The following is a 25,254-nucleotide window of genomic DNA, read 5'->3' on the forward strand; positions in this document are numbered from 1 at the left end:
GGAAATGAAAATCAATGTCTTATGGGTACTTCGGATGGTGAATTACTGGCAAGAATAGCAGAACAGGATTATGATGCGTTTAATATACTATACGCTCGTTATAATCGTTTGTTCATGACGTGGACGTACAAGCGTACGCGAAGCAGCCAAACATCGGAGGATATTATGCAGATCTTTTGGGCCAATTTATGGAATACCCCTAGTGTTTTTAATGTGAATGAAATGGGCACTGCCAAACAAAGTTTCCTTAAAATTCTTTCGTTCCGCATTACTGACTATCTCAGGGCTATGGAAAGAAAAGAGGAGACTACTGCGGATGGGGATATTATGTCTGAATTAAGTTCAGATCTATCTTATACGCATGTTTTCGAAGACTTACAGGAAGATGAGATTCATAAAATACTAAATAAGGTGCTTACTACTTTGCCTCAGTTACATCAGGATATTTACCATCTACGTTGGCACCAGCACTATTCTACCAAGGAAACAGCTGAGTCATTGGGCATTTGCGAAAAGGTGGTGCGCGAAAGATATAAGAAAACACTTACTTATTTAAAAAAACGTTTGACGGAAGATTATCTTAATGATAAAAAAACGAATCAATCGTCGGCCATCGTTTTGCTACTGCTCATTCGCCTGAATCTTTTTTATTTGTCGATATCTGGCATGGCCAATGATTTTTTAACTGCTATGGGTATTCGTTAATTGAGCCCGTAAACATGACTCCACTCTAATTTACTGAAATAGTATGTGTACTCTGTGGTTCCTGACCATTTACTGAGGGGTACATAAACGCTTAAACCGCTACATGCTGTCAGCGATAAATCACTGGCAAATTTTTCGGTTGTTGCTTTGTAGAGAACAGTTTGCGCCAGTTGTGTTTTAAATGTGTTGTATTGGGCGGTGGTGCTTGTTAGTTTCATAATTGCATCTAAATCAAAAAAAATCTTAGGCAAGCTGCCTCTGTGGTAAACCTGCACTCCATCAGTATTTAAACTTTGCATGGCGGCTAACCGATTATCGAGTATGCTGTTGACCGTTGAATAGAGCCCGTCTAACTGTTGTGCATCAATGAGTGTAATGGTGGCTGAACGCAGAATCTTGGCGCTCATGTTGTTATAATGGTTGTAGTATTTTTCGCAAGCCAAGGCTAATTCTTCTTTTCCTCCGAATAACTGGGGGAGTAATTCAGAATAAGGCATGCCGGAAGCATCATAATCTGCTTCCATTAGTATTTCGGCAGGAGAAGCAATGAAGTAGCGGCACTTGTTTCGAAGCTGATAGAGGGCTTCAACGCTACCCATCATACAAGCATCAAACAACATGAATTGGGCTACGTTATCAGGCAGTGCAGCTGCCATTTCATCTATCTCCATCAGTGTGAGTCCTTGTGTGTTAAGGGCTTGATGCTCGTCCATACCCAGGTATCGGGTGCGGGGAAAAGAGGCTTCATTGGAAACAGTTGCGCGCGTGTCTTTCGAATATCCTGAGGGCACCCATCCCATGGAGTGCGACCAGTAAACTAATCCGAAAGTTTCCGATGGTACCAGTGTTTTAGTTTCGGCTATGACTCGTGCCAATGTTTCGGCACTGGCAGAGTTTTCTTCTTCGTAGTCTTTTAAAGCAACTTCCTCGCCATCGGCGGTAATCTGAAAAAGACGAGGTGCTGCGTCGGATCTATCCAGGTAGACTACCGTATTGCCACCACTGCGTTTCATGCCTTCTTTGAGTTCCTGCAAGGTATAGTCTACCTCAGAATTCATGGAGTTGTCTGCCGCCATATATATTAATAAGCTGTATGACACAGGCACCACCGGCGAATCGTTATCATCAGTGGAGCAGGCAGTAAAAAGAAAGAGATGACAGAAGAGCACACTGCACAAGGAAAAAACGTTTTTCATACGCTAACCCACAATGGGATTTTTATTTATGCAGCAAATGTAAGGGAAGGATGTTACAATTTGAAGACAAACGTTTGAAATAACAATATATGTTACACCCCATTACCTATATTGTTAGACTCACAACATATATTGTTATCGGGTGATACTAATGGTTGGGCTTTTGTTGTAATACGTAGTTCAACAATTCTTCGATGGAATGGACTGTAAATGGTTCATTATCAATAGGATGCACCACGTATTTCGTGTCTTTCAAATCTCCGGTTTCAATAAAAAACTCCGATTCCACCGAACGACCTGCCAGTATTCCGTTGCGTTGCAAAGCTTTACGAGCCATGGCGTACTTTTGTCCGTGTCCTACCAGTCGCAACTCCGAAGTATGCACATTCTCTACTCGGAACAAACCCGTTTCCCGATCAAAAGTAATCCCTTTGCGGGCAAAGAATCCGCTCAGACTGCCGTTTAACGACAGGTCTTCGGGGGTTCCGATGGTTAATCCGTTGGTTTTGTCCATCATCCAAATCTTGTCGGCTATCTGTAAAGCCAGCTCCAGGTCGTGTGTGGAAAGGAAGATGGTCTTTCCGGTTTCTCTGCTCAAACGGTGCAACAGTTGCATGATTTCTACTTTGCTGGGGAAATCAAGAAAAGCAGTGGGTTCATCGAGGAAAATGACAGGCGTTTCTTGTGCTAAAGCCTTGGCAATCATCACCTTCTGCCGTTCACCATCACTCAGGGTGTGTACCATGCGGTCTTTTAGTTCTCCGGCGCGAACCAGTTCGATGGAGTGTTCCACTATGCGGCGGTCGTCTTTGGTCAGTGTACCCCAGAAATTGGTATACGGACTTCTTCCCAGTCCCACCAGTTCGGTAACCGTCATGTTGCGCACATCGCATTTTTCCGTCAACACCACGCTGATTACGGTGGACAAATCACTGTCTGTGTAGTCCGAAATATCTTTCCCCTGAATGAATATGTGTCCTGAAATCTTAGGTTGAAAAGCCGATAATGTACGCAGCAAGGTCGACTTACCCACTCCGTTGGCACCCAACAGACAGGTTAGTTCCCCACTGTTAATGGTAGCGTTGTAGTTCGCGGCTACCACTTTTACACTGCTTTTTCCACGATATCCGATGGAAAGGGAATCAATTCGTATCGTTTCGCTTTTCATATCAGTTTTATTCATTCAGTTCGTTTTTTCTTTTCTTGAATAGTACGGAGGCCACAATAGGTGCTCCTACCAGTGCGGTAACCGAGTTAACGGGCATAGCTCCTTCGAAGCCGGGCATGCGCGAAATAAGGTTGCATATCAGTGCCAATGAAGCACCGGTCAGCAATACGCCGGGCATCAGTACACGGTGATCTGACGTATGGAAAATAGCCCTGCACAGATGAGGAACGGCTAGTCCCAGAAACATGATAGGGCCACAGTAGGCCGTTACGATGGCTACCAGCACACCCGAGCAAACAATGACCAACAGTCGCGCCCGCTTGATGTGAAGTCCCAGGTTACGGGCATAGCTATCGCCCAACAGCAAGAGGTTCATTGTTTTAATGAGCAGAAAAGACAAAGGCATCAGCACTAGCATGAGGCATACAAACAACACCATTTGATCACCCGATACGCGCGAGAAACTGCCCAGTCCCCAGATAACATAGGCCCGTATATCTTCCTCCACACTAAAATATTTCAAAACGCCGATAATGGCATTGGCCACGTAGCCAATCATAACACCGATAATGAGCAACGTAACGTTTCCTCTTACTTTTTGTGATACGTATACGATGATGGCCATAACCGCAAAAGCCCCAATGGTAGCCGAAATAGTCAATGCCATTTCGCCGAAATAGCCCATGTTGCTTAACGCCACGCCTCCTATGCTCCCCGAAATAAGTACGGCAAAAGCAACGCCCAGACTGGCTCCCGAACTGATACCCAACACCGAGGGACCTGCCAACGGATTGCGAAAAACAGTTTGCATCTGCAAGCCGCTGATGGATAGTCCGGCTCCTGCCACCAAGGCTGTTAACGCCTGTGGTACACGAGACTTCAGGACAATGTTTTGCCATACCACCGATTGCTCCTCACCGCCCAACAAGATATTCACTACAGATGACAACGGAATATCCACCGAACCAATTAATAGGTTCAGCAGGAAGAACAGAAAGATAGATGCTGCGATCATTGCCATCAGCAGGGAGGTGTGTCTCTTCATGGTGCTGCTACTTTAACAGTTCGTAATAACCGGGTTTGTGATTGGGCAATAAATCAGGATGAAACACGTGTATAAAATCGGCAAGTACCACTTCGGGTTCCACCGGCATGCTTTCGTAGAAGGGCGTTTTAGACATGTTGCAGTACACCACCTTATGTTCTTTGAATGCTTTGAAATCAGCATAACGGGCATCTTCTTCTTTCAGGGTTTCATAACTGAAATTACCTTTGAAGCTATTAACAATGCGCCAGTAGTCAACGTCTTCTGCCTGGTTATACACCGTTTCAAAGTCGAGCGTTACCCCACCCGATGTAGAATCATTCCTTAAGAAGTAATCGGCTCCGGCGTCACGAAACAACTGTGCCAGAAAACTCTTTCCACCCACGGCATACCAATTACCACCGCGCAACTCACCGCTGAACACTACCGGACGTTTTTCTACATTCGCCGCTAATTGTTTCAGTTCGTTGTATCGTTTTTCAGTAGCCGAGAAAAGCTTGTTGGCTTTGGCTTCTTGTCCGGTAAACAGACCGATAAACTTCACCCACTCTGCTTGCCCCAACGGTGACGTTTCTTTGTAACCCAGGTGCGGAATGAGTGGAATTCCTACTTCATGCATGGCATCGTAACCGCCTCTCTTAAAGGGAGATATGAATATGACATCGGGGTTGATACCCATAATGAGTTCATTGTCAAAGTTGCCTTCAATGCCTATTTTTTGTGCTGCACCGCTCTTCAAACGCTCTTTCATTTCCTTATTGAATAGGTGACGTGAACTGGTAATACCGGTCACTTTGTTAACCGCTCCCAATTTAATGAAGTTAGAAAGCTGAAGAGAAGTCATACAGATAACCCGGTCAACCGGTACATGAATCACTGTATATCCCGAAGGTATGTTCTTGGTTTCTGTATTTTTGTCAATCAAAGCAAAATGAAACGTTTTACCTCCATGCTTTTGTGGGTCCTGAACATCTACCAGTCGGCAATTATCGCTCAGGTATTTTACAGTAAACCCTTTGGCATAATGAGTAGTGACCTGTGTCTCCGCATCTGCTGAGGTGATTTCCGTTCCGCTGGTTGAGTGAGAGGAGGAAGTAGTCTTTTGTTTGCATCCTGTGCCGCATAATGCCCATAACAGACAGCATACACTTGCTATTTTATAATTCATGTGTTGTTTAATCTACAATTAATCTTAAGTGAGGAACAAAGATACTTAATTATTCTTGTTCGGCAGAGATATTTTAAGCACTTTTGTATTTTGAAAACGCTAAATAAAACGAACCATGAACCTACACGAGGTATCTTTTGTATCGCTGGGTCCGGGCGATCCCGAATTAATCACGCTAAAAGGCTTGAATACGCTTCGCCGGGCCGATGTAATCTATTGCCCTGCCACGCTTACTTCTTCGGGTAAACAACTCTCCCGCTCGGCCGACATTCTTCGTGCGCTTGACGTAGACGAACAACATATTCAGTATTTTATTGTACCCATGAGCAAAGATCGTGCGGCCGCTATGGAGGCTTATGAAAAGCTTTCGACTGAAGCTGCCGCTTCGTATGCTGCCGGTAAACTTATTGCCATTGTGGCCGAGGGGGATGCCGGCTTTTATTCGTCGGTACATTATGTGTTTGAGCAATTGCTGGCGCAGGGCATTGCTGTGCAACAAGTGGCAGGAATCCCTGCTTTTATTGCTTCGGGGGCGCTGGCCGGACTTCATATTGTTAGTCAGGAAGAGCGCCTGATGGTGATCCCCGGTAATACCACGGCTCAGGAACTAAGTGATTGGCTGGATGCCGGACTGGTAGTAGTCATCATGAAGCTTTCTCAGTGCAGGGAAGCGGTGAAACAATGCATGGCACAGTATAATGATCATACCTTTCATTATTTTGAGAACGTAGGTACCCCGCGTGAGGTGTATATCAGGGCTACAAAAGAGCTTATTGAGAAGGAATTTCCTTATTTCTCGCTAATGATTATTAAAAAAACAATGTAACTACACTATTTATTAGGCGTTTATCTGTTTTTCAACGTATCTTGTTAACAAACAATTATAAAATCAATTTAAACAAATCATGAAAAAACAATTGTTAACCTGTTGCATTGCTTCGCTTTGCTTGGGAGTATCGGCACAGACCAACGAATGGCTTAATCCGGAGGTCAATGCGGTGAACCGTGCACCGATGCATGCTAACTATTTTGCTTACGAATCTCCTGCAAAAGCCGCTCAGGGAGTGAAGGAAAAATCATCTAACTACATGTCGCTTAATGGCTTGTGGAAGTTTAACTGGGTTCGTCATGCCGAACAACGGCCAACAACGTTCTTCCGTACTGATTTCAATGATAAGAGTTGGGATCATATTCAGGTACCTGCGTTGTGGGAAATTAATGGCTATGGTGATCCTATCTATGTGAATGTAGGCTATGCCTGGCGTAACCAATTCAGGCACAACCCGCCTCAGGTACCTACGGAAAACAATCACGTGGGTTCTTATCGAAAAGAAATTGTATTGCCTGCCGATTGGAAAGGGAAAGAGGTGTTTGCTCATTTCGGTTCGGTAACGTCTAACATGTATTTGTGGGTAAACGGCAAGTATGTGGGCTATAGTGAGGACAGTAAACTCGAAGCGGAGTTTAACCTGACCAAGTATCTGAAACCGGGTAAAAACCTGATTGCTTTTCAGGTGTTTCGTTGGTGTGACGGGTCTTATCTGGAAGATCAGGACTTCTTCCGCTTTAGCGGTGTAGCTCGTGATTGTTATCTGTATGCCCGTAACAAACAACGCATAGAAGATATTCGTGTTACGCCCGATCTAGATGCTCAGTACAAGGATGGAACGTTGCACGTTGCTCTTCAGCTTAATGGCGGTAATACCGTAGAGTTGAGTTTGACCGATGCACATAACAAGCAGGTGGCTCAACAAATGGTTAAAGGTAGTGGCAAAGTAACTGCTACGTTGCAAGTGGCTAACCCTGCCAAGTGGACTGCCGAAACACCGAATCTTTATACGCTGACTGCTACGTTGAAAGACGGCGGTAAAACGTCGGAAGTGATTCCCGTAAAGGTGGGCTTCCGTAAAATAGAAATGAAGAATGCACAGATATTAGTCAACGGTCAGCCGGTGCTTTTCAAAGGTGCCAACCGTCATGAAATGGATCCCGATCATGGTTATCACATCTCTCGCGAACGGATGATTCAGGACATTCTTTTGATGAAGCAATTCAATATTAATGCCGTACGTACCTGTCATTATCCCGACAATAACCTGTGGTATGATTTGTGCGATGAGTATGGACTTTATGTAGTTGCTGAAGCCAATGTGGAATCACACGGTATGGGTTACAAAGAAACAACATTGGCCAAGAATCCTGCTTATGCTAAACCACACATGGAACGCAATCAACGCAATGTGCAACGTGGGTTTAACCATCCGTCCATCATCTTCTGGTCATTGGGTAATGAAGCCGGATTCGGACCTAATTTCGAAGCTTGTTACCGTTGGATTAAGAATGAAGACAAGAGTCGTCCCGTTCAGTACGAACAGGCTCACGGAAATGAATTTACGGATGTTTACTGCCCTATGTATCTGGATTATCACGGAAGTGAGAGGTATGTAAGCGGTAATCCAACCAAACCTCTTATTCAATGTGAATACGCTCATGCCATGGGTAATTCCATGGGAGGCTTTAAGGAATATTGGGATCTTACCCGCAAGTATCCTTCTTATCAGGGAGGTTTCATTTGGGACTTTGTAGACCAGTCAATCCGTTGGAAGAACAAAGAAGGCAAAGAAATATATGCCTACGGAGGAGATTTCAATGCTTACGATGCATCCGACAATAACTTCTGTGACAACGGTTTGGTTAGTCCCGACCGTGTACCCAATCCCCACATGTATGAGGTAGGTCATATCTATCAGTCTATCTGGGTCAGTGATGTGAAACAAGCCGATAAAGAGCTTGAGGTTAGTGTTTATAACGAGAATTTCTTCCGTGATTTATCTGGCTATTACATGGAATGGCAAATCCTGGCCGACGGAGAAGTGTTGCAATCAGGTGTTGAACAAAACCTCCAAGTAGCACCTCAACAAACGGTTAAGGTGAAACTTCCTTTGCGGGCTGCATTACCCGCCACAGAGAAAGAGTTGCTGCTTAATGTAGCCTTTAAACTGAAAGCAGCTGAAACGTTATTGCCTGCCGGATATGCCGTAGCTCGTAATCAGCTGGTACTTACTCCGTGGAAAGCATCTGTTGTTGCCATAAGCAATCAGGAGGAAACGAATCAAGCCGTTGTGGCTCCTCAGGTGAAGGATAATGATTTTAACTACCTGATTGTCAACGGACAAGACTTTACGCTCAATTTCAACCGTTTCACCGGATATCTTTGTAAATACGTATCGGGTGGCAAGGAATTGATTCAAGAACAAGGTGCATTGACACCCAACTTCTGGCGTGCTCCTACCGATAATGATATGGGTGCCAACCTGCAAAACAGATACCGTGTTTGGAATAACCCCGAACTTAAATTGGTTTCGTTGCAGCATGCCACTGTCGATGGAATGGTACAAATTGTAGCACAGTATGACATTCCTGCTGTTTCCGGTAAGCTATCATTAACCTATCTGGTTAATAATCAGGGTGCTATCAAAGTAACCCAGAAGCTTACAGCTGATAAAAATGCTAAGGTGGCCGATATGTTCCGCTTTGGTATGCAAGTACAAATGCCCGATTCTTATGTACAGAGCATTTATTACGGACGCGGTCCGGTAGAGAACTACGTGGATAGAAATAATGCTGCATTCATCGGTAAATACAAACAAAATGTAGATGAGCAGTTCTACTCTTATATTCGTCCGCAGGAAACAGGAACGAAAACAGATATCCGTTGGTGGAAACAAGTAACCAAAGGAGGCTTCGGCTTGCAATTCACATCCGATGCAGCTTTCTCGGCTTCTGCTCTTAACTACAGCATTGCTTCGCTTGATGACGGAGTTGATAAAGATCAGCGTCACCCTGCTGATGTTGACAAAGCCGGCTACACCAATTTATGTATTGATAAGATGCAAATGGGATTAGGTTGCGTAAATAGCTGGGGAGCATTACCTCTTGAGAAGTATCGTTTGCCTTACGGTGATTATGAATTTAATTTCCTAATTACTCCGGTGAAATAGTGCTTTTTGTAATAGATACGATTGTATCTTAAGTTTTAAAAGCGGTTGTTCCTTTACGAACAGCCGCTTTTAATTTTATAATAAATGCAATGGTTACCATACAAAAAAGTCTCGTTTCATTTGCATGAAACAAGACTCAGTTATGATTTAGGATAATTATAAAAATTGAGCGAAAGACGGGACTCGAACCCGCGACCCTAACCTTGGCAAGGTTATGCTCTACCAACTGAGCTACTTTCGCAAATAATCAACATCAAATAGAATGGTGAAGAGAATGAGACTCGAACTCACACGACATAACTGTCACTACCCCCTCAAAGTAGCGCGTCTACCAATTCCGCCATCTCTCCAACATATTATAAGATCGCTTGCAGTTTCTTACTTATGTGCCCAGAACAAGACTCGAACTTGCACGTCATTGCTAACACTAGTACCTGAAACTAGCGCGTCTACCATTCCGCCACCTGGGCATTAGTAGAAACTGTTTTCGTTGAGCGAAAGACGGGACTCGAACCCGCGACCCTAACCTTGGCAAGGTTATGCTCTACCAACTGAGCTACTTTCGCGATTGCGGTTGCAAAGGTAGATATTTTCTCTAAACCTCCAAATAATCCGAAGTTTTTTTTTCGTGTAAAAACAGTCTGCCCTTTTCCCGCTATAAGCCATTATATTGATTATCAACTCATTCGGTCTCGATAATCTTCATAAGAAAATTGTTTGTAGATTTCCGCTTTTCCTTCTTTCGTCCACAAAGCAATGGCCGGATGGTGAATTCCGTTAAACATGTTTGTTTTTACGGTAGTATAGTGAATCATATCTTCAAACACGATGCGTTCGCCTATCTTTAATTCATGGTCAAAGCTCCAATACCCCATGTAGTCACCACTTAAGCAAGAGTTGCCGCCTAACCGATAAACATAAGGTCCCTCCTCGCCCAGTTCTGCACCTCTTACCGTGGGTTGATAAGGCATCTCCAGGCAGTCGGGCATGTGACAGGTAAAGCTCACATTTAATATGGCAGTTTTTATACCTTTGCTCTCTACCACATCAACCACATTGGCTGTTAGTACCCCTGTTTGCCATGTGAAAGCCGATCCGGGTTCCAAGATAATTTGCAGGTGCGGATAACGTTCCTTCAATCCTTTCAATAATCCGATAAGATGTTCTACGTCATAATTTTTGCGGGTCATCAGGTGGCCGCCTCCCAGATTAAGCCATTTAAGGTACTTAAACCAATGAGAGAAACGCTTTTCCAGATGCACCAAGGTTTGCTCCAACTCATACGAAGAAGATTCACAGTGTGCATGGCAGTGAAAGCCCTCTATACCTTCGGGTAATACGTCGGGAAGTAAATCGGATGTAATTCCAAAACGCGTACCGGGAGCACAAGGGTTATACAATTCAGTTTCTACTTCAGAATATTCGGGGTTTACACGAATGCCGCAAGAGATACCCTCTTGGGCAGCCTGCTGGTAGAAACGCTCATATTGAGTCAATGAATTGAAAGTAATGTGGCTGCTGCAGCGCATTATTTCAGGAAAATCTTCTTCAGTATATGCAGGTGAATAAGTATGCGCCTTGCTTCCAAATTCTTCCAGAGCTAAACGTGCCTCGTAAACCGAACTAGCTGTAGAGTGGTCTATATATTCCCTAAAGATTGGGAAAGAACGCCACATAGCAAACGACTTGAAAGCCAGAATAATTTCTACACCGGCTCTGTCTTTAACGCTTTGAATCAGGTTGAGGTTGCGTCTTAGTAGTTCCTCTTCCATGATGTAACAAGGAGAAGGGAATTGGTTAAAATCTATCATTTGTCAGTCACTAAACTATTATAAATCATTTTAGTCTGCAAAGTTAGACAAATGTTTCGGTTAACTAGTCGATTGAAGAAACAAAAAAGGGCAATAAGTTTGAGTGCTGATTCGTAACCTATTGCCCACTTGACGACATCTAACCGATGCCAATCAATAGCTTAACAGTTTGGATACCCGTATTTTACTACCGGAGTGGTATCTTGACTGCAAGGATAACCGTACTTCAAAAGTGCCGCATCATTTTGAGCACAAGGGTAACCGTACTTCAAAAGTGTAGCATCCTGACTGCATGGATAACCATATTTATCAGCTACAGCATTTTCTTGTGCACACGGATAACCATACTTATATGCAGCTGCATCCTGACTACACGGATAACCGTATTTATAGGCTGCTGCATCTACGCTACAGGGGTAACCATACTTCAGTCCGACTCCTGATTCAAGGTTACACGGATAGCCATACTTTAACGCAGTGATCAGGTCACTGCCACCACCAGGAGAATACATTGCCGCATTACCGCTGTATTGAACAAACTTACTTCCTTCAAGTTTATTTGCAGGAATTACGTTTACAAACACAGTTACCATTTCTTCATACTTGAAAGGATTCAATTCTGAAGGATTCTGAGTAAGACAGCACAAACCAAAGTCAATTTCTGTCTTCTCTTGAGTAGCTTCTGTAGCAATGAAATAAAAGATTTGGTTTACCAATGCATTTCGAGTACCATCTTGAAATGCCGGTTCGTTGGCCTGTCCTGCTAAGATAATTCCTTTCGGCAATGAAATTAAGCACCAGCCATAGTTCGTACTTCCCAGGTACGATTGCAATGTCACATTAAAACTCTTGCCCTCATAGGCGGAAATTGATTCTTCCATTAACAAATAATTTAAAGTTAAACATAGAGATTATATTATCTGGAAGCCAGATGTTCTTGTTTCAATACATTCATATCATGAATAATGTCCATGTCGGCTCCGTTGCTTAATTGGTTGGCACGTTCCATCAATGCCATAACCTCCTCGTACGGAAGCTTATTTTGCTTGTATACAGATAAAGCCAGTCCTTTCAGAGCATAAGCGTCGTTCTCGTTTAGTTTTAATGCCTCTTCATTGCTTTTTTGTGCTTCTTTGTAATTGCCACACATGTAATCGGCATACCCTTTGAGGCGATAAAGTTCTGTGTTTACCCTGTCGAGTTCCAATGCCCGTTGTGCCAAGATAGCCGCTTCCTGAGGCTCGTTAGATTGAACAGCCTGTTGCGCTTTCATTAAGAGAGTCTTTGCATTGGTTTCACGGGCTATTTCGGCCATTCTTTGTTTGAGATACACATTATACGAGCAATACTTGTTTTCGCCGTATATGCTTCCTTCCATGGTAAGACGCGTATTGGCACAGCCTCCCAGACACCTGCTGCCGTACTTACATGTGCGGCACTCTCCGCTTAGCATTTCTTTCGTCATATTTCTACGCCAGGTAAAAGAATTGGTGCCAGTCCATATTTCATTCAGTGATTTTTCCCGAACATTGCCTTCTATAAACTCAGGGCTTCTTACAGAGGTGCAGCCTATTACGTCTCCATTTTGTAAAAGTCCAAATCCTCTTATTCCGGCATTACATCCTTCCCACAATATACCCTCGGCGTTATATGCACGTCTTTTTACTTCCTGCTCTTTGACCGTATAGTAGCCAATGCAATCGGCCGGGTACATCTTTATTTTGCCTTCGAGAGCCGTTTCGTAACAAAAATCAATAATCTTGTCAACTTCCTGCGGCTCAATAATGTTTTCTTTATGCTTTAGCAAATTGCCCATGGGTAAGCCAATCTGTACTTGCCAGGAGTTAACTCCTGCTTTTATTAAGTCTTCTTTCAGTACCCTTAACACATACAGATTTTTTTTGGTAATAGTGGTTATAACGCCAACTTCTACTCCTAGCTTACGGAGATGGGCTATGCCCACTAAATCACGCTCAAAAGATCCTTGTTTACGGGTTTCATTATGTATTTCGCGCGTACCGTCAATGCTGATAGCCACTACAGATACTCCTGCATCTCTAAGCTCTTGAGCCATATCGGGCAACAGCCAACCGTTTGTAATCACGTTGGCACTCATCCCCATTGCTTTGATTTTTCTAATGAGTAACGGTAAATCTTTTCTGGTAAGAGGTTCGCCACCCGAGAGGGTTATCCATTTAACACCTAACGCTGCTATATCTTCAATGGTAGTTACGGCTTCTTGCGTGGTTAGTTCATCCGGGTATGGTTTGTTGCAAGAAGACCCACAATGCGCGCAATTCATGTTACATCCCATGGTAACTTCCCATACAACAGTTACCGGGCGATATTTGCCTGTTACGTTTTTAATCATTTTCTAAGTATTTAAATTTATAAAAGGTTAGAAATCAGAATGGTATAATGAATTTATATAAAAATATAAGAATAAACATATCAAAAGTAGATTTGTTTATTCTTATACCTTGTTTTTTACTCTATATTTTATTTTTTTCTTTCCAAACGGTTTTAAACTGCGTGCTCATATCCACTTGTATCCATTTATTAATTTCAAGCGAATCTTGCCAAGCCGGAACCGCTGTTCCGTGATAGGGAGGATAAGCATATTCGCGTTGATCGTCATCGTGGTTTAACATTAATTCCATGTGAGGATATTTGCTTGTGGCAGTCAGATGAAACATACCGAAATCTCCTGTCGTGTTTCCAAAAGCAAAAACAGGAATCTTACCTATGGCATTATAAATGTTCAGGCTCTTACCATTTCCGTCATTTTTGGGAGGAAAAATGGCCTTTTCAATGCGTAGTATGGTTTTGCCGTCTTGGTATATGGGGGTAAGTGCTTGTCGGGTACCAATGAGATGCGCTCTGTTGAAGCCTATTGTTTGCGGACAAATACTCCAGATAACTCCCGTCATTGATCCGGACACAATGTAAACATCGAACTCGTTTTTCTGAAGTAGCTCTATTAGTTCAAGCATGGGTTCGTAAAACATATCTCCTAAAATCATATTAAACTTTTTGTCTTTTGTTTCCATGAGATACTTGGCAGACATATCGATAGACGTTTCAAAGTCGACCGGTGTAAATGCTTTTAATATGATGGAGTCCAGGTAGTTCACACCGTCTACCATCCAATGATTAAGAACGGTAGTATCGGCCGGATTTTCCCATAACTTTTTGGCGTATTGGTACTCTTTGAGCTTCAGTAGTTCCGGTTGCTTTACATATTGCTGGTGCATGCCATATACAGCTGTAGCCATTTCAAACCAAAGCGGAGTTTCGCAGGCTATGGTTCCGTCCATATCAAACACGGCAACACGATCTTCAACCGGAATTTCTTTTTGTGCCAACGCCACATAATTCAGAATCTGTTGTTTCACAGGAGTGTCATTCCATGCCGATAAGGCATCATCTTGTTTGTTGTTTGGGGTACACGAAAACAACAAGGCTGTCACCGCAGCAATGATCATTACATTTTTGTTCATAGATATAATTTTAATTGGGTATTATATAGCATTTAAGTAATTTAATGCGATATCAATTTTCAGTTGCGTTCTTTCTGTATCTACAGCACTATTTTGAGCACTCAGCATATTATTATTTCGGGCAGCTTCGGCATCATATCCTTTTTCTTTGTTGAATGATGAGTTCTTGCCAGTATAATCATCTTGCCACATGTAGTACTTGTAAAATTCGGGGCCATATCCGTATTCATCAGATCTGCATGCTGTCCCGTCCGACTTCTTGAAGTAATTTTTACGATCAACAGCTATGTCCTCGAATGTATTGTTTATGTGCTTAATGGCATCACTCTTCATTTTGACTATGCTGGTAAGGTAGTATTGAGACGTTTTGTAATTAGCCTCTCCTTTGTCTTGCATAGCCATCTCTTTCCAAACACCTATTGCCATAGCCACTGCCTGAATATAGACGGTAAGTCCTGGCTTTCTAAACGGATCCGTAGCTAAAGTGCCTATAATGGTATTCATGGATGCCTCCGGAATACGCAGTAAAGCGATTAATTCGGCCTGCGACTTTGATTGTTTCATCGCTGCACTATACGTATATTTCATGTAATTAACCACCCCGTTTATTTTGCCATTTTCCTCATCAATGGTATTTTGATTGACGGCAGATTTCACGATGCCGGCAATGCGTTGGTAGTCAATTTCAAAATGTTGTTCCGGAAATACCAATTCAAAGATAGAACCGCCTGCTTTCTCTGCCAATCCTTTTAGTAAGGATATAAATAACTTTTCAGCTACTTCGCCTCTTGTTACAGGGGGCATAAAACTGTGTTTGGGGGGCACTGGCAATTGCATGCTAACCTCTTTACCCGACCACTGATGAAAGTCGAATACGTAATAGAGAGTTGCCTGACTGGTTTGTCTTATCAGTACAGGAGATCCGGCAACACACGAGCCATATCGTTCTTTTAAATATGTAAAACTGTCGTTCAATAACTCCTCACCTGCCAGTAGCGGATAAGATTCATTGATGTACTTTAGTCCGCATGCCTGTCGGTTGCGTAGTTCAGCAACATCTTTGGCACTCAGCTTTTTGCATTCGTGTTGGTATTCGCTTTCGGTAATTAGCGGCAAAGAAAGATTCTTTATGAGATTTTCCGGAGCGATCGTGTTTTTAAAATCATCGGCATTTTCTCCCAATCGTTGGGCAATGTACGCTAAAGCCTGATCTTTGTTTGTTACGTGAATAAAAATCTTCATAGGTCATTAATTAGTTAGAAATATGAATATCACAAAGAACGCAATAATCAGCAAAAAATGCAACTATTCTAGATATAAATTCAATACATTTTTTTATTATCTCCTCTTTGTTTTCATTAAGAATATTCTTTTAAGCCATTCACGTACAGGTTCATCATATAATTTTAAAGAAGCATAGGCAATAGCTATGGATAGGAAAAAGACTGAAATTCCAACGAATATATGTACACCTAACGGTGCACTGGGATGATTACGGGCCCATCCTGTTTGCATGTATATAAGCGGGTAATGCGTGATGTAGAGCGGATAAGAGATTTCACCGAAGAATTTGCAAACGGCTACAGAACGGGTGCCTGTAACTCTACTGCCGGCGCCTGTTGCCACTATTAACGGGAATAACATGAGTACGCATACAGCTTCATACATTCCGTTCATCCACATATTGGTTTCTCCGCCGATGCGAGGCATTACCAGGATTATGGCAATAAACAGCGAACACCACCAAAAGCCTCTTTTTATTTGAATGAGTTTGTTGATGCGTGACAGTAGTAATCCGGCAAAGAAAGGATATAGTAAGCGGGTTGCTCCGATGTACATTTGGTCGGGCGTGATGCTCCACCCGCCAATGAAAGTATATGCGGCATAAGATCTGTTGGCCAACAAGCCAAACGTGTCGATATTCAAAGCAATGTCTACGGTCAGATAAGCAGTCAGCAACACAAATATGCCAAGAGCTACTTTTGAAAAGCGTCGTATAAAGAGAGCATACAAAATATTGGCCACGTACTCCCACATCAACGACCAAGCGGGACCGTTTAAGGAATTGGTTTCACCCCATCCGCGTATATCCCATGACGGTGGTGTAGGAATCATCATACATCCTAGCAACATAACGAATAATACTTGCCACAAAGGAGTTTGCATGATATGAGAAAAGGCAGGGCTTTCTGAAAAATAAAACAAAGCTCCGCCAATCAATGTACCCATAATAACCATGGGGTGTAGGCGTACCAGCCGGCGTTTGAAGAAATCTTTCAGAGACATGCTATTCCACCGATCATCATAGGCATAACCTATTACAAAGCCCGAGAGTACAAAGAAGAAATCGACCGCTAAGTAGCCGTGGTTCAAGGTTTGATATACTGGTCCCCGAGAATATGTTTCAAATAGGTGAAAAGCTACTACGATAAGTGCAGCTACTCCACGCAGTCCGTCGAGAATTTCGTACCGGGGCTTAGATTCAAGATAAGTTGTTGTCATTTAAAATTATGTTTTATTTTATGTTAGGGGGGGGACTTTGCACGCTCACTCCAAAGAAGGCTTAGTGGGTGAAATGTGGCAATGAATGATTTTCCATTCGTCATTGTCTTCCAGACGATACACCTCTGTACAATTTTCTTTCCAGAGCATATCCCCTAGTCGAATGTGCAGATTGTAAGTCAGTATAGCTATCGTGTCGGTTGATTGTACAACGGGATTAATCATCTGAAATTGATCAATCTTGGCTTTTCCCCGCATGCTTTCATAAAGCTCCTCTATCTTATTCCAGCCATCCAGTCGCCATTCTAACGACGGATCAAAGTACGTAAAGTCTTTCGAATAAAGATCCAAAAATGGAGACGGATTGCCGTTAAGCCATGCTTGCATAGCTGCTTTTTCTAATGCAATGATTGTTTCTGAAATATTCTGTTTACTCATAGTATTGTTAACTAAATTATTATTGAATTAGTAGTGTTTGAATAAACAATTCAACCTTTGTTACGGTGGGATATGTTGCTTGATATTCTTTGGTCAGATCTTTCACAAGGTAAAATACCCCCTCCAGGTTACGTGTATAATATGTCATGATAACAGTGCTATAATCTGCCGAAAAGATTTCTATTTGTTCACTGCTTATTTTCTCATGAACCGGGCCGCTAAGAATGCAGTTATTATCCTTGTCGTATACATCCAAACGAACAACTTTATCACCAAACGGAATGTATGAACGTGTTTTGTATACGTATTTGTAATCTTTGTCGTTTGCAATGGCATGGGCTGCAATAGCAGCAGAATCTGCCCGTGTAGTACCGGTTACAACACATTGTTTGGTACCTCTTACAGTGCTGACACTTTTTTGGCTCCATAATTCTTCTACATCTTTAACAACAACGGTGAAACGTTTGGAATTTCCTTCAGCATCTGTCACTGTAACAAAGACATTACCCACAGCATGAGCCTTTACCTGTACAGATTTTGTCTCTTCGTTCTGGCAGGTGGCTGTTGCTATTTTGTCGTCAGATGAAGTGGCACTGATAACTCCTTTGGATCCCTGTACATTTACCCCTCCACCTTCTGTGGTGTAGATGCTTAGTGTATTATTCTTCAAGCCTATTTGCTTACCCGTGAGTATATCTCCTTGTATGATTTCGTCTTGCGTAAAATAGATTCCGTCTTCATCATCACAGGCCACAAAAGTTAATGTACAGCAAATGAATAATAATAGTTTTGCAAATTTGTTCGTTCTCATATTTTTGATTTTATCAGTTACCTAGTTAAAATGCAGGAGCTACCAAATTACTGCATGTGTTTGCATTGAATTCATTCTTTTTTCTCATTAGATTTGTAGGTATCATAAATCGATTGATCTTTATACATTTCTTGCTTTACAAGAATAGAGTCCCGAAAGGTAAACATGGTGGTAACAACATGCCAGCCTACATTGTATAAGCGTTCCATGTAAAATAACCTTTCTTCCATTACGCTGTCGGGGGTGTAATATGCGTCCTGACTGTATGGCATACCATATTGAGCTAAAAACAACTCTTTGCTTATGCCTAAAAGTTCCTGACCCTTGGCAAACTTGCTTACGGGGATAAATTGAGAGCAGCTGCTTAATAAAACAGTGCTCACCAACAGACTAAAAAAACAGAATGCTTTCATAATAATTTATTGAATAGTTTATAATTAATTGCCTTGCTGTTAGCTTTTATTTTTATTGAAAACAAAAATAAGCTTTTTTTCTATAAAAACAGCATTTATTCCATTTATTTTTCTTCCTAATATCATAGTATATATTTTAAAGGCTGTGTGTGTGTAATTAAATAGAGGGTAGGTATACCTAACCTATATTAATATACACACACAACAAACAAAATAATCACTCACTTTTCGAACATAAATTACGGTCCAATACTTAATATATATTAAATTCGCGGCTTTTTCTTTTAATATAAATAGTAATTATGGCTAAAAAAGACTCATTAAAAACAGTGAATATGCTGGAGACACAAGAGTTCATTATCGTTCTTAAAAATGACACGGAAGAAACACGTAGCAAGCTGAAAAAGCTGATATCGGGCAACACTAAAGTATTGGAAATCAGAGACCAAGATCGTTTCATAGAAGGGGTAGTAAAGCTGCTGTACATTGATCATAACTTAAAAGATCAGCTTAGTGTAAAGGAGCTTGCAGTTCATTTTGACAGTTGTTACGACTTCAGAAACAAGCGATGCCCCGACAAAAAAATATCATTGAAAAGTTTGGAAACAACCATTCACAGGATGGTTACGGAGTTTTTAGAGAATGTTGACGCTGATGATTAGTGATTTTGGCGCAAATTGACTACAAAGTACTAATTTCAATATCCGGTTATTTCATGCATCTTTGTACCGTCAACAATGACAAAACAAATTTTTAACTATGATTGAAAACATTCTTGTTAACCGTTACAAAGGTTTCACAAAAGTATCCGGCGACTTAACTTTTTCTGATTTCATCAATGAAATCAAGAGTGCTAAACACAGTAAAGCTATTGAAAAAATAGCTGCTTTGGTAGCCGACGGCAGAATGGCAGAAGCTCAAAACTCCAAGAAGCAACTGCCATTCTTTACCGTTACGGCAAACTACCGCGAAAAGAGGCTTCCCGAAAGTGTTCTTCGTTACAATGACGTGCTTACCATTGATGTTGACGGACTGTCTGATGAACAGGTCGTTCACATGCGCCCGCTTATTGAGGCCGATCCTGCTGTACTGGCCAATTTTCTTACGCCCAAAAGGCATGGCTTTAAAATCTTCGTTTACCTCACTTCTGCTTTGATGGAGCATCTCAGGCTATCTGCCTTTACGAAAGGGAAAATTGCCTGGCAAGAGTTGGAGCATTATCATGCGCAGGCTTACGAAGCGGCTCGGCGCCATTTTGAGCAGCTGCTGGGTGTACCGGTTGATACCAGCGGAAAGGACATCGGACGCGGGGTGTACGCCTCCTATGACCCCAATGTTTACCTTAACGAGCAACTGTTGCAAAAGCTAAAAGTGCCCGATGTAGAGATTCTGCCTCCGGTGGTTACAGCTAAGAAATCCGGTCGTCAAAAGGTGGAGAAGGGAAATTCGGCAGTAGATATTACCGGTATAAGTACGTGGGACAAAGCCTCTTTTGCCAAGGCGGTAGCCGCCACTCGCAGAACCATGCGGTTTGAAGAGGGCAAACGCGACACGTTTTTGTTTACCTTGGGCAACAAGTGTTACCGCAACGGATTATCCGAGGAAGTGGTGAAACTCCTGGCACGACGTGAGTTTGAGTCCGATGGACTAGATGTGGAGTTACCTATAGCCAACGCTTATCAGTACACTGATAAAACCGAGACGGCCATACAAAACACGGAAGAAAAACGTCCCGTTGTGGAGCAGGTCATTGAGTTCATTGACGAGCATTACGACATCCGTCGCAACATCATTCTCGATAAGCTGGAGTATGCCGAATGTGCCGACAACATACCCCAAGAGAAGCGCATGTACATACCCATGCGCCGCAAAGACTTTAACACGGTGTACATGAAAGCGCAACTGTCGGGTCTGAGGTGCTCTCAAAACATGGTTTACGCCATCATTGACTCCAATTACGCCCGTCCATACAGTCCGTTTGAACACTACTTCTGTTCCCTCCCACCCTGGGATGGTCAGACCGACTACATCAACGAACTGGCCAACACGGTAACCACTACAGATCAGGCGTTTTGGCAAGATAGCTTCAAGCACTGGCTGGTGGGCATGGTGGCCTGTGCGTTGTATGACGAAGTGGTTAACCACCTGGTGATCATCCTCAACAGTAGTCAGGGAAAAGGCAAAAGTACATGGATTCGCAACCTGTTGCCCCCTTGTCTGAGAGACTACTACCGCAACGGAATGATAAACCCCGAAAATAAGGACCACGCCTTGCTCCTTGCCACGCACATACTCATTAACATGGAAGAGTTCGAAGGTATGAGAAACGGCGACGTAGCGGCTCTGAAACGTCTCATCACGTTGGAACTGATTACCGAACGCAAAGCCTATGACACGAATGTGGAGAGCTACAAACGCCACGCTTCTTTCATTGGCAGTACCAATGAAAAACATTTCCTGCAAGACTTTAGCGGGTCGCGCCGCTTTATTTGTCCCACGGTAGAAAAGATTGATTGCCTAACCAAAGTGAACTACACTGGTGTATACAGTCAGGCAATGCACCTGTTGCGCAATGGTTACCGGTATTGGTACGAAGGTCACGAGATTAGTGAAATTAACGACCGCAATGAGCAGCACCGCATGAAGGATCCTATAGAGGAACTGCTTTACATTTACTTCCGCAAACCCGTAGCTACCGATCTGGATACGAAGTGGAAGCCCGCTGCTTCTTTGCTGGTTTATCTTTCCATTCACGGGCGTGTTCTGGTCAACAAAGCCTCGCAGCAAAATCTTATTAAAGTGTTGGAGAAGGGCGATTTCACCAAACGAACCAATGAGCAAGGTGTTGATGAGTATGCCGTTATTCAGTTTTGTATGGATGAGGTGGAGCGAAATTTTAAACGACTGTAACCGTTTGCTTGTTTGTTACGTATAATGTAATGCCCCTTTACATATATTGTTATTTCGATATGAATATATGTAATGGGGCATTAAGTGTATTGCAATTAAGGTTCTCCCAGGTATTTAACAATGATTCGTACCTCGAGCGGCGTAAGTGAATGCCGCGAGCTTTTGTAGCAGGCATCCGTCAGCTCTTGCTGTAGCTTCTTATTAAATCGTATCCAGCGGTTGAACATACCCAAAGAGACTTTGGAGGTGGCAGCGGGATAGTAAAGGCCGGCCAGCTCTGATTTTACATAGGTACGATACTCAAACTTTTTCTCCGTAACTTCCTTTTTTTCTTCTTTTATCATATTCTATATTCATTTTGATTACATTGTAAATATAATCATTTATTACGTGTTTAGCAACTAAATAAAGCTCTATATTTCCTTGTTTTGACTCCTATTGTCGTATAACTATTTCATCACAATGCGCCCTGTGTTATCTTTGCTGCATACGCTTATAGAAGGGAGGTTTATTATGCTTTGACAGTAACGTAAAGAGCCGTACAACACGGTGACGGCGGTGATTCCGACCGAGAGTGCATGCACTCATTTTTTTTTAAATAGTAATCAAATAAAAAGAAAGTAAACTATGGCTATTCCATATAAAAAAATAGGTAGAAAGGATACGCGCAAAGCAGATGCCAAACTGCTCTATTATCCTCAATTGGTGACGATGGGGCAGAATGCCACGCTCGACTCCATTGCTTACCGTATGAAAGAGACCAGCTCGCTGTCGCTGGGTGATATTCAAAGCGTGTTGAGCAACTTTGTTGAAGCTATGCGCTCGGCATTATATAACGGGCAGTCGGTTAATATCAGAGACTTTGGCGTATTCAGTTTGTCGGCCCGCACACAGGGCACTGAGTTAGAAAAGGATTGTACTACGAAGAATATCAAGGCGGTTAAAATTAACTTCCGTGCTTCGAGCAGTGTACGTCCCAACCTCACCTCCACCCGCGCGGGCGATAAGCTGGAGTTTATTGACATTGTGGCGGCACTAGCCGGTCAGAAAGAAGGCGGGGGCGATAATGGCGGTGGTACGCCTACGGATCCGGGCAATCCGGGTACTCCCGGCGATGACGATGATGATCCTAACGGTTAACTTTTAAAAACGAACAACTATGAATATTTTATTTAAAATTCTGAGGTGGTTGCTTTATCGCATCTTTCCTCGTACAGCCTGATAATTAGCTAAAAAACTGCCGGCAAATTACTTACATAGTAACATGGCCGGCAGTATCACTGAAATACCGAAAAAATAATTCTTTTACAGATGACTCTCGAAATAAGTTATTGTTTTCTTCAAGCCTTCTTCCAGCTGTATCTGAGGTTGCCAGCCGTTGAGTTTCTCCATGGCCAGCGAAATATCCGGTTTCCGTTGCTGCGGGTCATCACCCGGCAATGGCATGTGTACAATAGAGGAGCGGGAATTGGTCAGATCAATAACCTTCTGTGCCAGCTCCAGCATAGTGAATTCACCCGGATTGCCAATGTTGACAGGTCCAATGAAGTCGTCACCTGTTGCCATCATGCGGGTCATGCCCTCAATCAAATCATCAATATACTGAAAACTGCGTGTTTGCAAACCGGTACCGTAAATGGTAATATCCTCGTTGCGAAGAGCCTGCATAATAAAGTTAGACACTACCCTTCCGTCATTCGGATTCATGCGTGGACCGTAAGTATTGAAGATGCGGATAATCTTAATACGTACTCCGTTTTGGCGATAATAATCCATGAACAATGTTTCGGCGGCACGCTTCCCTTCGTCATAACAAGAGCGTATACCGATGGGATTAACATGTCCCCAGTAGCTTTCCGGTTGCGGATGTACTTCGGGGTCTCCGTAGACTTCACTAGTGGAAGCCTGCAAAATCTTGGCCCTTATACGTTTGGCAAGTCCCAGTGTATTCATGGCTCCGTATATGGAGGTTTTCATGGTTTTAATGGGGTTGTACTGGTAGTAAGGCGGCGAAGCCGGACAGGCCAGGTTGTACACCTCGTCAACTTCAGCAAAGTAAGGAGAGGTAATGTCGTGGCGCACCAGTTCAAAGTTATGGTTATCGAGCAGATGGCGGATGTTGTCTTTACTGCCTGTGAAGTAATTGTCCAGACAAATCACATCATGTCCCTCATTGATAAGTCGTTCACAAAGATGAGAGCCTATAAATCCGGCTCCCCCTGTTATAAGAATTCTTTTCATAAACCGGTATTATTTCAAGCCGATGCGGCTATAAGTGAAACCATTGTCCTGAAGCTCTTTGGGATCATAAATATTACGTCCGTCAACCACTACGTGATTTCTCATGGCCTTGCGAATGATAGACCAGCTAGGCATGCGGAACTGTTTCCATTCGGTGAGCAATGCCAGTGCATCGGCATCAATCACAGCTTCGTACATGTCTTTACAGTAAGTGACTTTATCGCCTATCCTACGGTGGGTCTCCTCCATGGCAATGGGGTCATAAGCACGAACAACGGCACCTGCCTCAATCAGTTTTTCAATGACAACCAGAGAGGGAGCCTCGCGCATATCGTCAGTTTCGGGCTTGAAAGAAAGTCCCCACATGGCAATAACCCTACCACGCAAGTCACCGTCAAAAGCTCGCAACAGTTTCTCGAATACTATATTTTTCTGTGCCTCGTTAACGGCCTCAACCGCTTCGATAACACGCATGGGGTAACCGTTTTCAATACCGGTATGTGCCAGTGCTTTTACATCTTTGGGGAAACAAGAGCCACCATAACCGCAACCTGCATACAAGAAATGCTTGCCGATGCGCGGATCAGAACCCATACCCTTGCGCACATTGTCAACATTGGCTCCTACCCGTTCGCACAGATTGGCAATGTCGTTCATGAAGCTGATACGGGTAGCCAGCATGGCGTTGGCGGCGTATTTGGTCATCTCGGCAGAAGGCACATCCATCACCAGAATGGGGTAACCGTTGAGCGTAAAGGGGCGGTAAAGGCGTTCCATGAGTTCACGGGCTTTTTCGCTCTCAACTCCCACTACAACCCTGTCGGGTGACATGAAGTCTTTAATGGCAGCTCCTTCTTTCAGAAATTCGGGATTAGAAGCAATATCGAAGGGGATGTTCACTCCGCGCTTATCAAGCTCTTCTTGTACAGCCATGCGTACTTTAGGGGCCGTACCCACGGGTACCGTACTTTTGGTAACAAGTACCAGGTATTTGTTCATGTGGCGTCCTACCGTGCGGGCTACTTCGAGCACGTAACGCAGGTCGGCGCTGCCGTCTTCATCGGGCGGAGTACCTACCGCGCTGAATACAACATCCGTATCATCGAGACAAGAAGTTAAATCGGTGGTAAACTGAAGACGGCCTTCGCGTACATTACGCAAAACCAAATCTTCCAAACCGGGTTCGTAAATTGGCATAATGCCCTGATGTAATTTTTCAATCTTGGCACTGTCAATATCTACGCAGGTTACGTTGATTCCCATTTCAGCGAAACAGGCACCCGAGACAAGTCCCACGTATCCGGTTCCTACTATTGCTATATTCATATATCGTTTGTTTATGGTT

22 protein-coding genes and 4 tRNA genes are annotated in these 25,254 nt (G+C 43.1%); 6 read left to right on the forward strand and 20 right to left on the reverse strand.

Translation table 11 applies throughout. The annotated features are described in order from the left end of the window. Positions 1–21: 21 nt before the first annotated feature. Positions 22–705 carry an RNA polymerase sigma factor gene (locus ACKPCE_RS11835; protein ID WP_319505341.1) on the forward strand — a complete coding sequence of 228 codons (684 nt, stop codon included), beginning with the start codon at positions 22–24 and terminating at the stop codon, positions 703–705. Here ACKPCE_RS11835 and ACKPCE_RS11840 read toward each other — a convergent pair. The 4 genes from ACKPCE_RS11840 to ACKPCE_RS11855 all read right to left on the reverse strand — a co-directional run bounded on the left by ACKPCE_RS11840 (position 702) and on the right by ACKPCE_RS11855 (position 5,282). Then, the gene (locus ACKPCE_RS11840) at positions 702–1,901 is read right to left on the reverse strand and encodes a clostripain-related cysteine peptidase (protein WP_319505342.1); all 1,200 of its coding nucleotides are present in this window, start codon (positions 1,899–1,901) and stop codon (positions 702–704) included. The genes ACKPCE_RS11835 and ACKPCE_RS11840 overlap by 4 nt on opposite strands. 148 nt (positions 1,902–2,049) lie before the next feature. Then, complete coding sequence (locus ACKPCE_RS11845; RefSeq protein ID WP_027318285.1) at positions 2,050–3,069, reverse strand: ABC transporter ATP-binding protein; 1,020 nt, start codon at positions 3,067–3,069, stop codon at positions 2,050–2,052. Between the two features lie 7 nt (positions 3,070–3,076). Beyond that, positions 3,077–4,114: an iron chelate uptake ABC transporter family permease subunit gene (locus ACKPCE_RS11850; protein WP_277638304.1), complete on the reverse strand. Its 1,038-nt coding sequence runs from the start codon at positions 4,112–4,114 to the stop codon at positions 3,077–3,079. Between the two features lie 7 nt (positions 4,115–4,121). Continuing rightward, positions 4,122–5,282: an ABC transporter substrate-binding protein gene (locus tag ACKPCE_RS11855; RefSeq protein ID WP_319505343.1), complete on the reverse strand. Its 1,161-nt coding sequence runs from the start codon at positions 5,280–5,282 to the stop codon at positions 4,122–4,124. 115 nt (positions 5,283–5,397) lie between these two features. Here ACKPCE_RS11855 and ACKPCE_RS11860 point away from each other — a divergent pair, with 115 nt between their 5' ends. Both ACKPCE_RS11860 and lacZ read left to right on the forward strand, forming a co-directional pair. After that, the gene (locus tag ACKPCE_RS11860) at positions 5,398–6,108 is read left to right on the forward strand and encodes a precorrin-2 C(20)-methyltransferase (protein ID WP_319505344.1); all 711 of its coding nucleotides are present in this window, start codon (positions 5,398–5,400) and stop codon (positions 6,106–6,108) included. A 79-nt stretch (positions 6,109–6,187) separates the two neighbouring features. Next, positions 6,188–9,283, forward strand: coding sequence for a beta-galactosidase, LacZ type (lacZ, locus tag ACKPCE_RS11865; RefSeq protein ID WP_319505345.1), 3,096 nt, complete (start codon positions 6,188–6,190; stop codon positions 9,281–9,283). 168 nt (positions 9,284–9,451) lie between these two features. On the opposite strand, the gene ACKPCE_RS11870 is transcribed toward lacZ, so the two are convergent. The 13 genes from ACKPCE_RS11870 to ACKPCE_RS11930 all read right to left on the reverse strand — a co-directional run bounded on the left by ACKPCE_RS11870 (position 9,452) and on the right by ACKPCE_RS11930 (position 18,758). Beyond that, positions 9,452–9,524, reverse strand: a tRNA-Gly gene (locus tag ACKPCE_RS11870). A 22-nt stretch (positions 9,525–9,546) separates the two neighbouring features. After that, positions 9,547–9,633 (reverse strand) — tRNA-Leu (locus ACKPCE_RS11875). A 37-nt stretch (positions 9,634–9,670) separates the two neighbouring features. Then, positions 9,671–9,753, reverse strand: a tRNA-Leu gene (locus ACKPCE_RS11880). A gap of 23 nt (positions 9,754–9,776) precedes the next feature. Next, positions 9,777–9,849 (reverse strand) — tRNA-Gly (locus tag ACKPCE_RS11885). Between the two features lie 111 nt (positions 9,850–9,960). Next, positions 9,961–11,094, reverse strand: a complete 1,134-nt coding sequence (nspC, locus tag ACKPCE_RS11890; protein WP_319505346.1) for a carboxynorspermidine decarboxylase — start codon at positions 11,092–11,094, stop codon at positions 9,961–9,963. A gap of 161 nt (positions 11,095–11,255) precedes the next feature. Next, positions 11,256–11,975 (reverse strand): hypothetical protein, encoded by a 720-nt coding sequence (locus ACKPCE_RS11895; RefSeq protein WP_308764441.1) that lies wholly within the window; start codon positions 11,973–11,975, stop codon positions 11,256–11,258. Positions 11,976–12,010: 35 nt separating this feature from the next. Continuing rightward, complete coding sequence (locus tag ACKPCE_RS11900; RefSeq protein ID WP_319505347.1) at positions 12,011–13,465, reverse strand: radical SAM/SPASM domain-containing protein; 1,455 nt, start codon at positions 13,463–13,465, stop codon at positions 12,011–12,013. A 121-nt stretch (positions 13,466–13,586) separates the two neighbouring features. Further along, positions 13,587–14,594 carry an HAD family hydrolase gene (locus ACKPCE_RS11905; RefSeq protein WP_319505348.1) on the reverse strand — a complete coding sequence of 336 codons (1,008 nt, stop codon included), beginning with the start codon at positions 14,592–14,594 and terminating at the stop codon, positions 13,587–13,589. A 21-nt stretch (positions 14,595–14,615) separates the two neighbouring features. Continuing rightward, positions 14,616–15,836, reverse strand: coding sequence for a hypothetical protein (locus ACKPCE_RS11910; RefSeq protein WP_319505349.1), 1,221 nt, complete (start codon positions 15,834–15,836; stop codon positions 14,616–14,618). Positions 15,837–15,932: 96 nt separating this feature from the next. After that, entirely contained in the window at positions 15,933–17,096 is a 1,164-nt protein-coding gene (locus ACKPCE_RS11915; protein ID WP_319505350.1) for an acyltransferase family protein, read from the reverse strand. Positions 17,097–17,141: 45 nt separating this feature from the next. Then, positions 17,142–17,534 carry a YybH family protein gene (locus tag ACKPCE_RS11920; RefSeq protein WP_319505351.1) on the reverse strand — a complete coding sequence of 131 codons (393 nt, stop codon included), beginning with the start codon at positions 17,532–17,534 and terminating at the stop codon, positions 17,142–17,144. A 19-nt stretch (positions 17,535–17,553) separates the two neighbouring features. Beyond that, positions 17,554–18,345, reverse strand: coding sequence for a hypothetical protein (locus tag ACKPCE_RS11925; RefSeq protein WP_319505352.1), 792 nt, complete (start codon positions 18,343–18,345; stop codon positions 17,554–17,556). A gap of 71 nt (positions 18,346–18,416) precedes the next feature. Further along, the gene (locus ACKPCE_RS11930) at positions 18,417–18,758 is read right to left on the reverse strand and encodes a hypothetical protein (protein WP_319505353.1); all 342 of its coding nucleotides are present in this window, start codon (positions 18,756–18,758) and stop codon (positions 18,417–18,419) included. 302 nt (positions 18,759–19,060) lie between these two features. On the opposite strand from ACKPCE_RS11930, the gene ACKPCE_RS11935 reads away from it, so the two are divergent. After that, positions 19,061–19,420 carry a hypothetical protein gene (locus ACKPCE_RS11935; protein ID WP_319505354.1) on the forward strand — a complete coding sequence of 120 codons (360 nt, stop codon included), beginning with the start codon at positions 19,061–19,063 and terminating at the stop codon, positions 19,418–19,420. A 97-nt stretch (positions 19,421–19,517) separates the two neighbouring features. Continuing rightward, positions 19,518–21,668: a VapE domain-containing protein gene (locus ACKPCE_RS11940; RefSeq protein ID WP_319505355.1), complete on the forward strand. Its 2,151-nt coding sequence runs from the start codon at positions 19,518–19,520 to the stop codon at positions 21,666–21,668. Between the two features lie 95 nt (positions 21,669–21,763). On the opposite strand, the gene ACKPCE_RS11945 is transcribed toward ACKPCE_RS11940, so the two are convergent. After that, positions 21,764–22,012: a DUF4248 domain-containing protein gene (locus ACKPCE_RS11945; RefSeq protein ID WP_276965196.1), complete on the reverse strand. Its 249-nt coding sequence runs from the start codon at positions 22,010–22,012 to the stop codon at positions 21,764–21,766. 283 nt (positions 22,013–22,295) lie between these two features. Between ACKPCE_RS11945 and ACKPCE_RS11950 the strand changes: the two genes are divergently transcribed. Further along, entirely contained in the window at positions 22,296–22,808 is a 513-nt protein-coding gene (locus tag ACKPCE_RS11950; protein ID WP_276965199.1) for an HU family DNA-binding protein, read from the forward strand. 165 nt (positions 22,809–22,973) lie between these two features. On the opposite strand, the gene ACKPCE_RS11955 is transcribed toward ACKPCE_RS11950, so the two are convergent. Together ACKPCE_RS11955 and ACKPCE_RS11960 are read right to left on the reverse strand one after the other, a co-directional pair. After that, on the reverse strand, positions 22,974–23,909 hold the full coding sequence (locus tag ACKPCE_RS11955; protein WP_276965201.1) for a UDP-glucuronic acid decarboxylase family protein: 936 nt from the start codon (positions 23,907–23,909) through the stop codon (positions 22,974–22,976). A gap of 9 nt (positions 23,910–23,918) precedes the next feature. Then, complete coding sequence (locus ACKPCE_RS11960; RefSeq protein ID WP_319505356.1) at positions 23,919–25,235, reverse strand: UDP-glucose dehydrogenase family protein; 1,317 nt, start codon at positions 25,233–25,235, stop codon at positions 23,919–23,921. Positions 25,236–25,254: the final 19 nt, after the last annotated feature.

The sequence above is a fragment of the Bacteroides graminisolvens genome (assembly GCF_963666085.1).
Classification (GTDB): Bacteria; Bacteroidota; Bacteroidia; order Bacteroidales; family Bacteroidaceae; genus Bacteroides; species Bacteroides graminisolvens.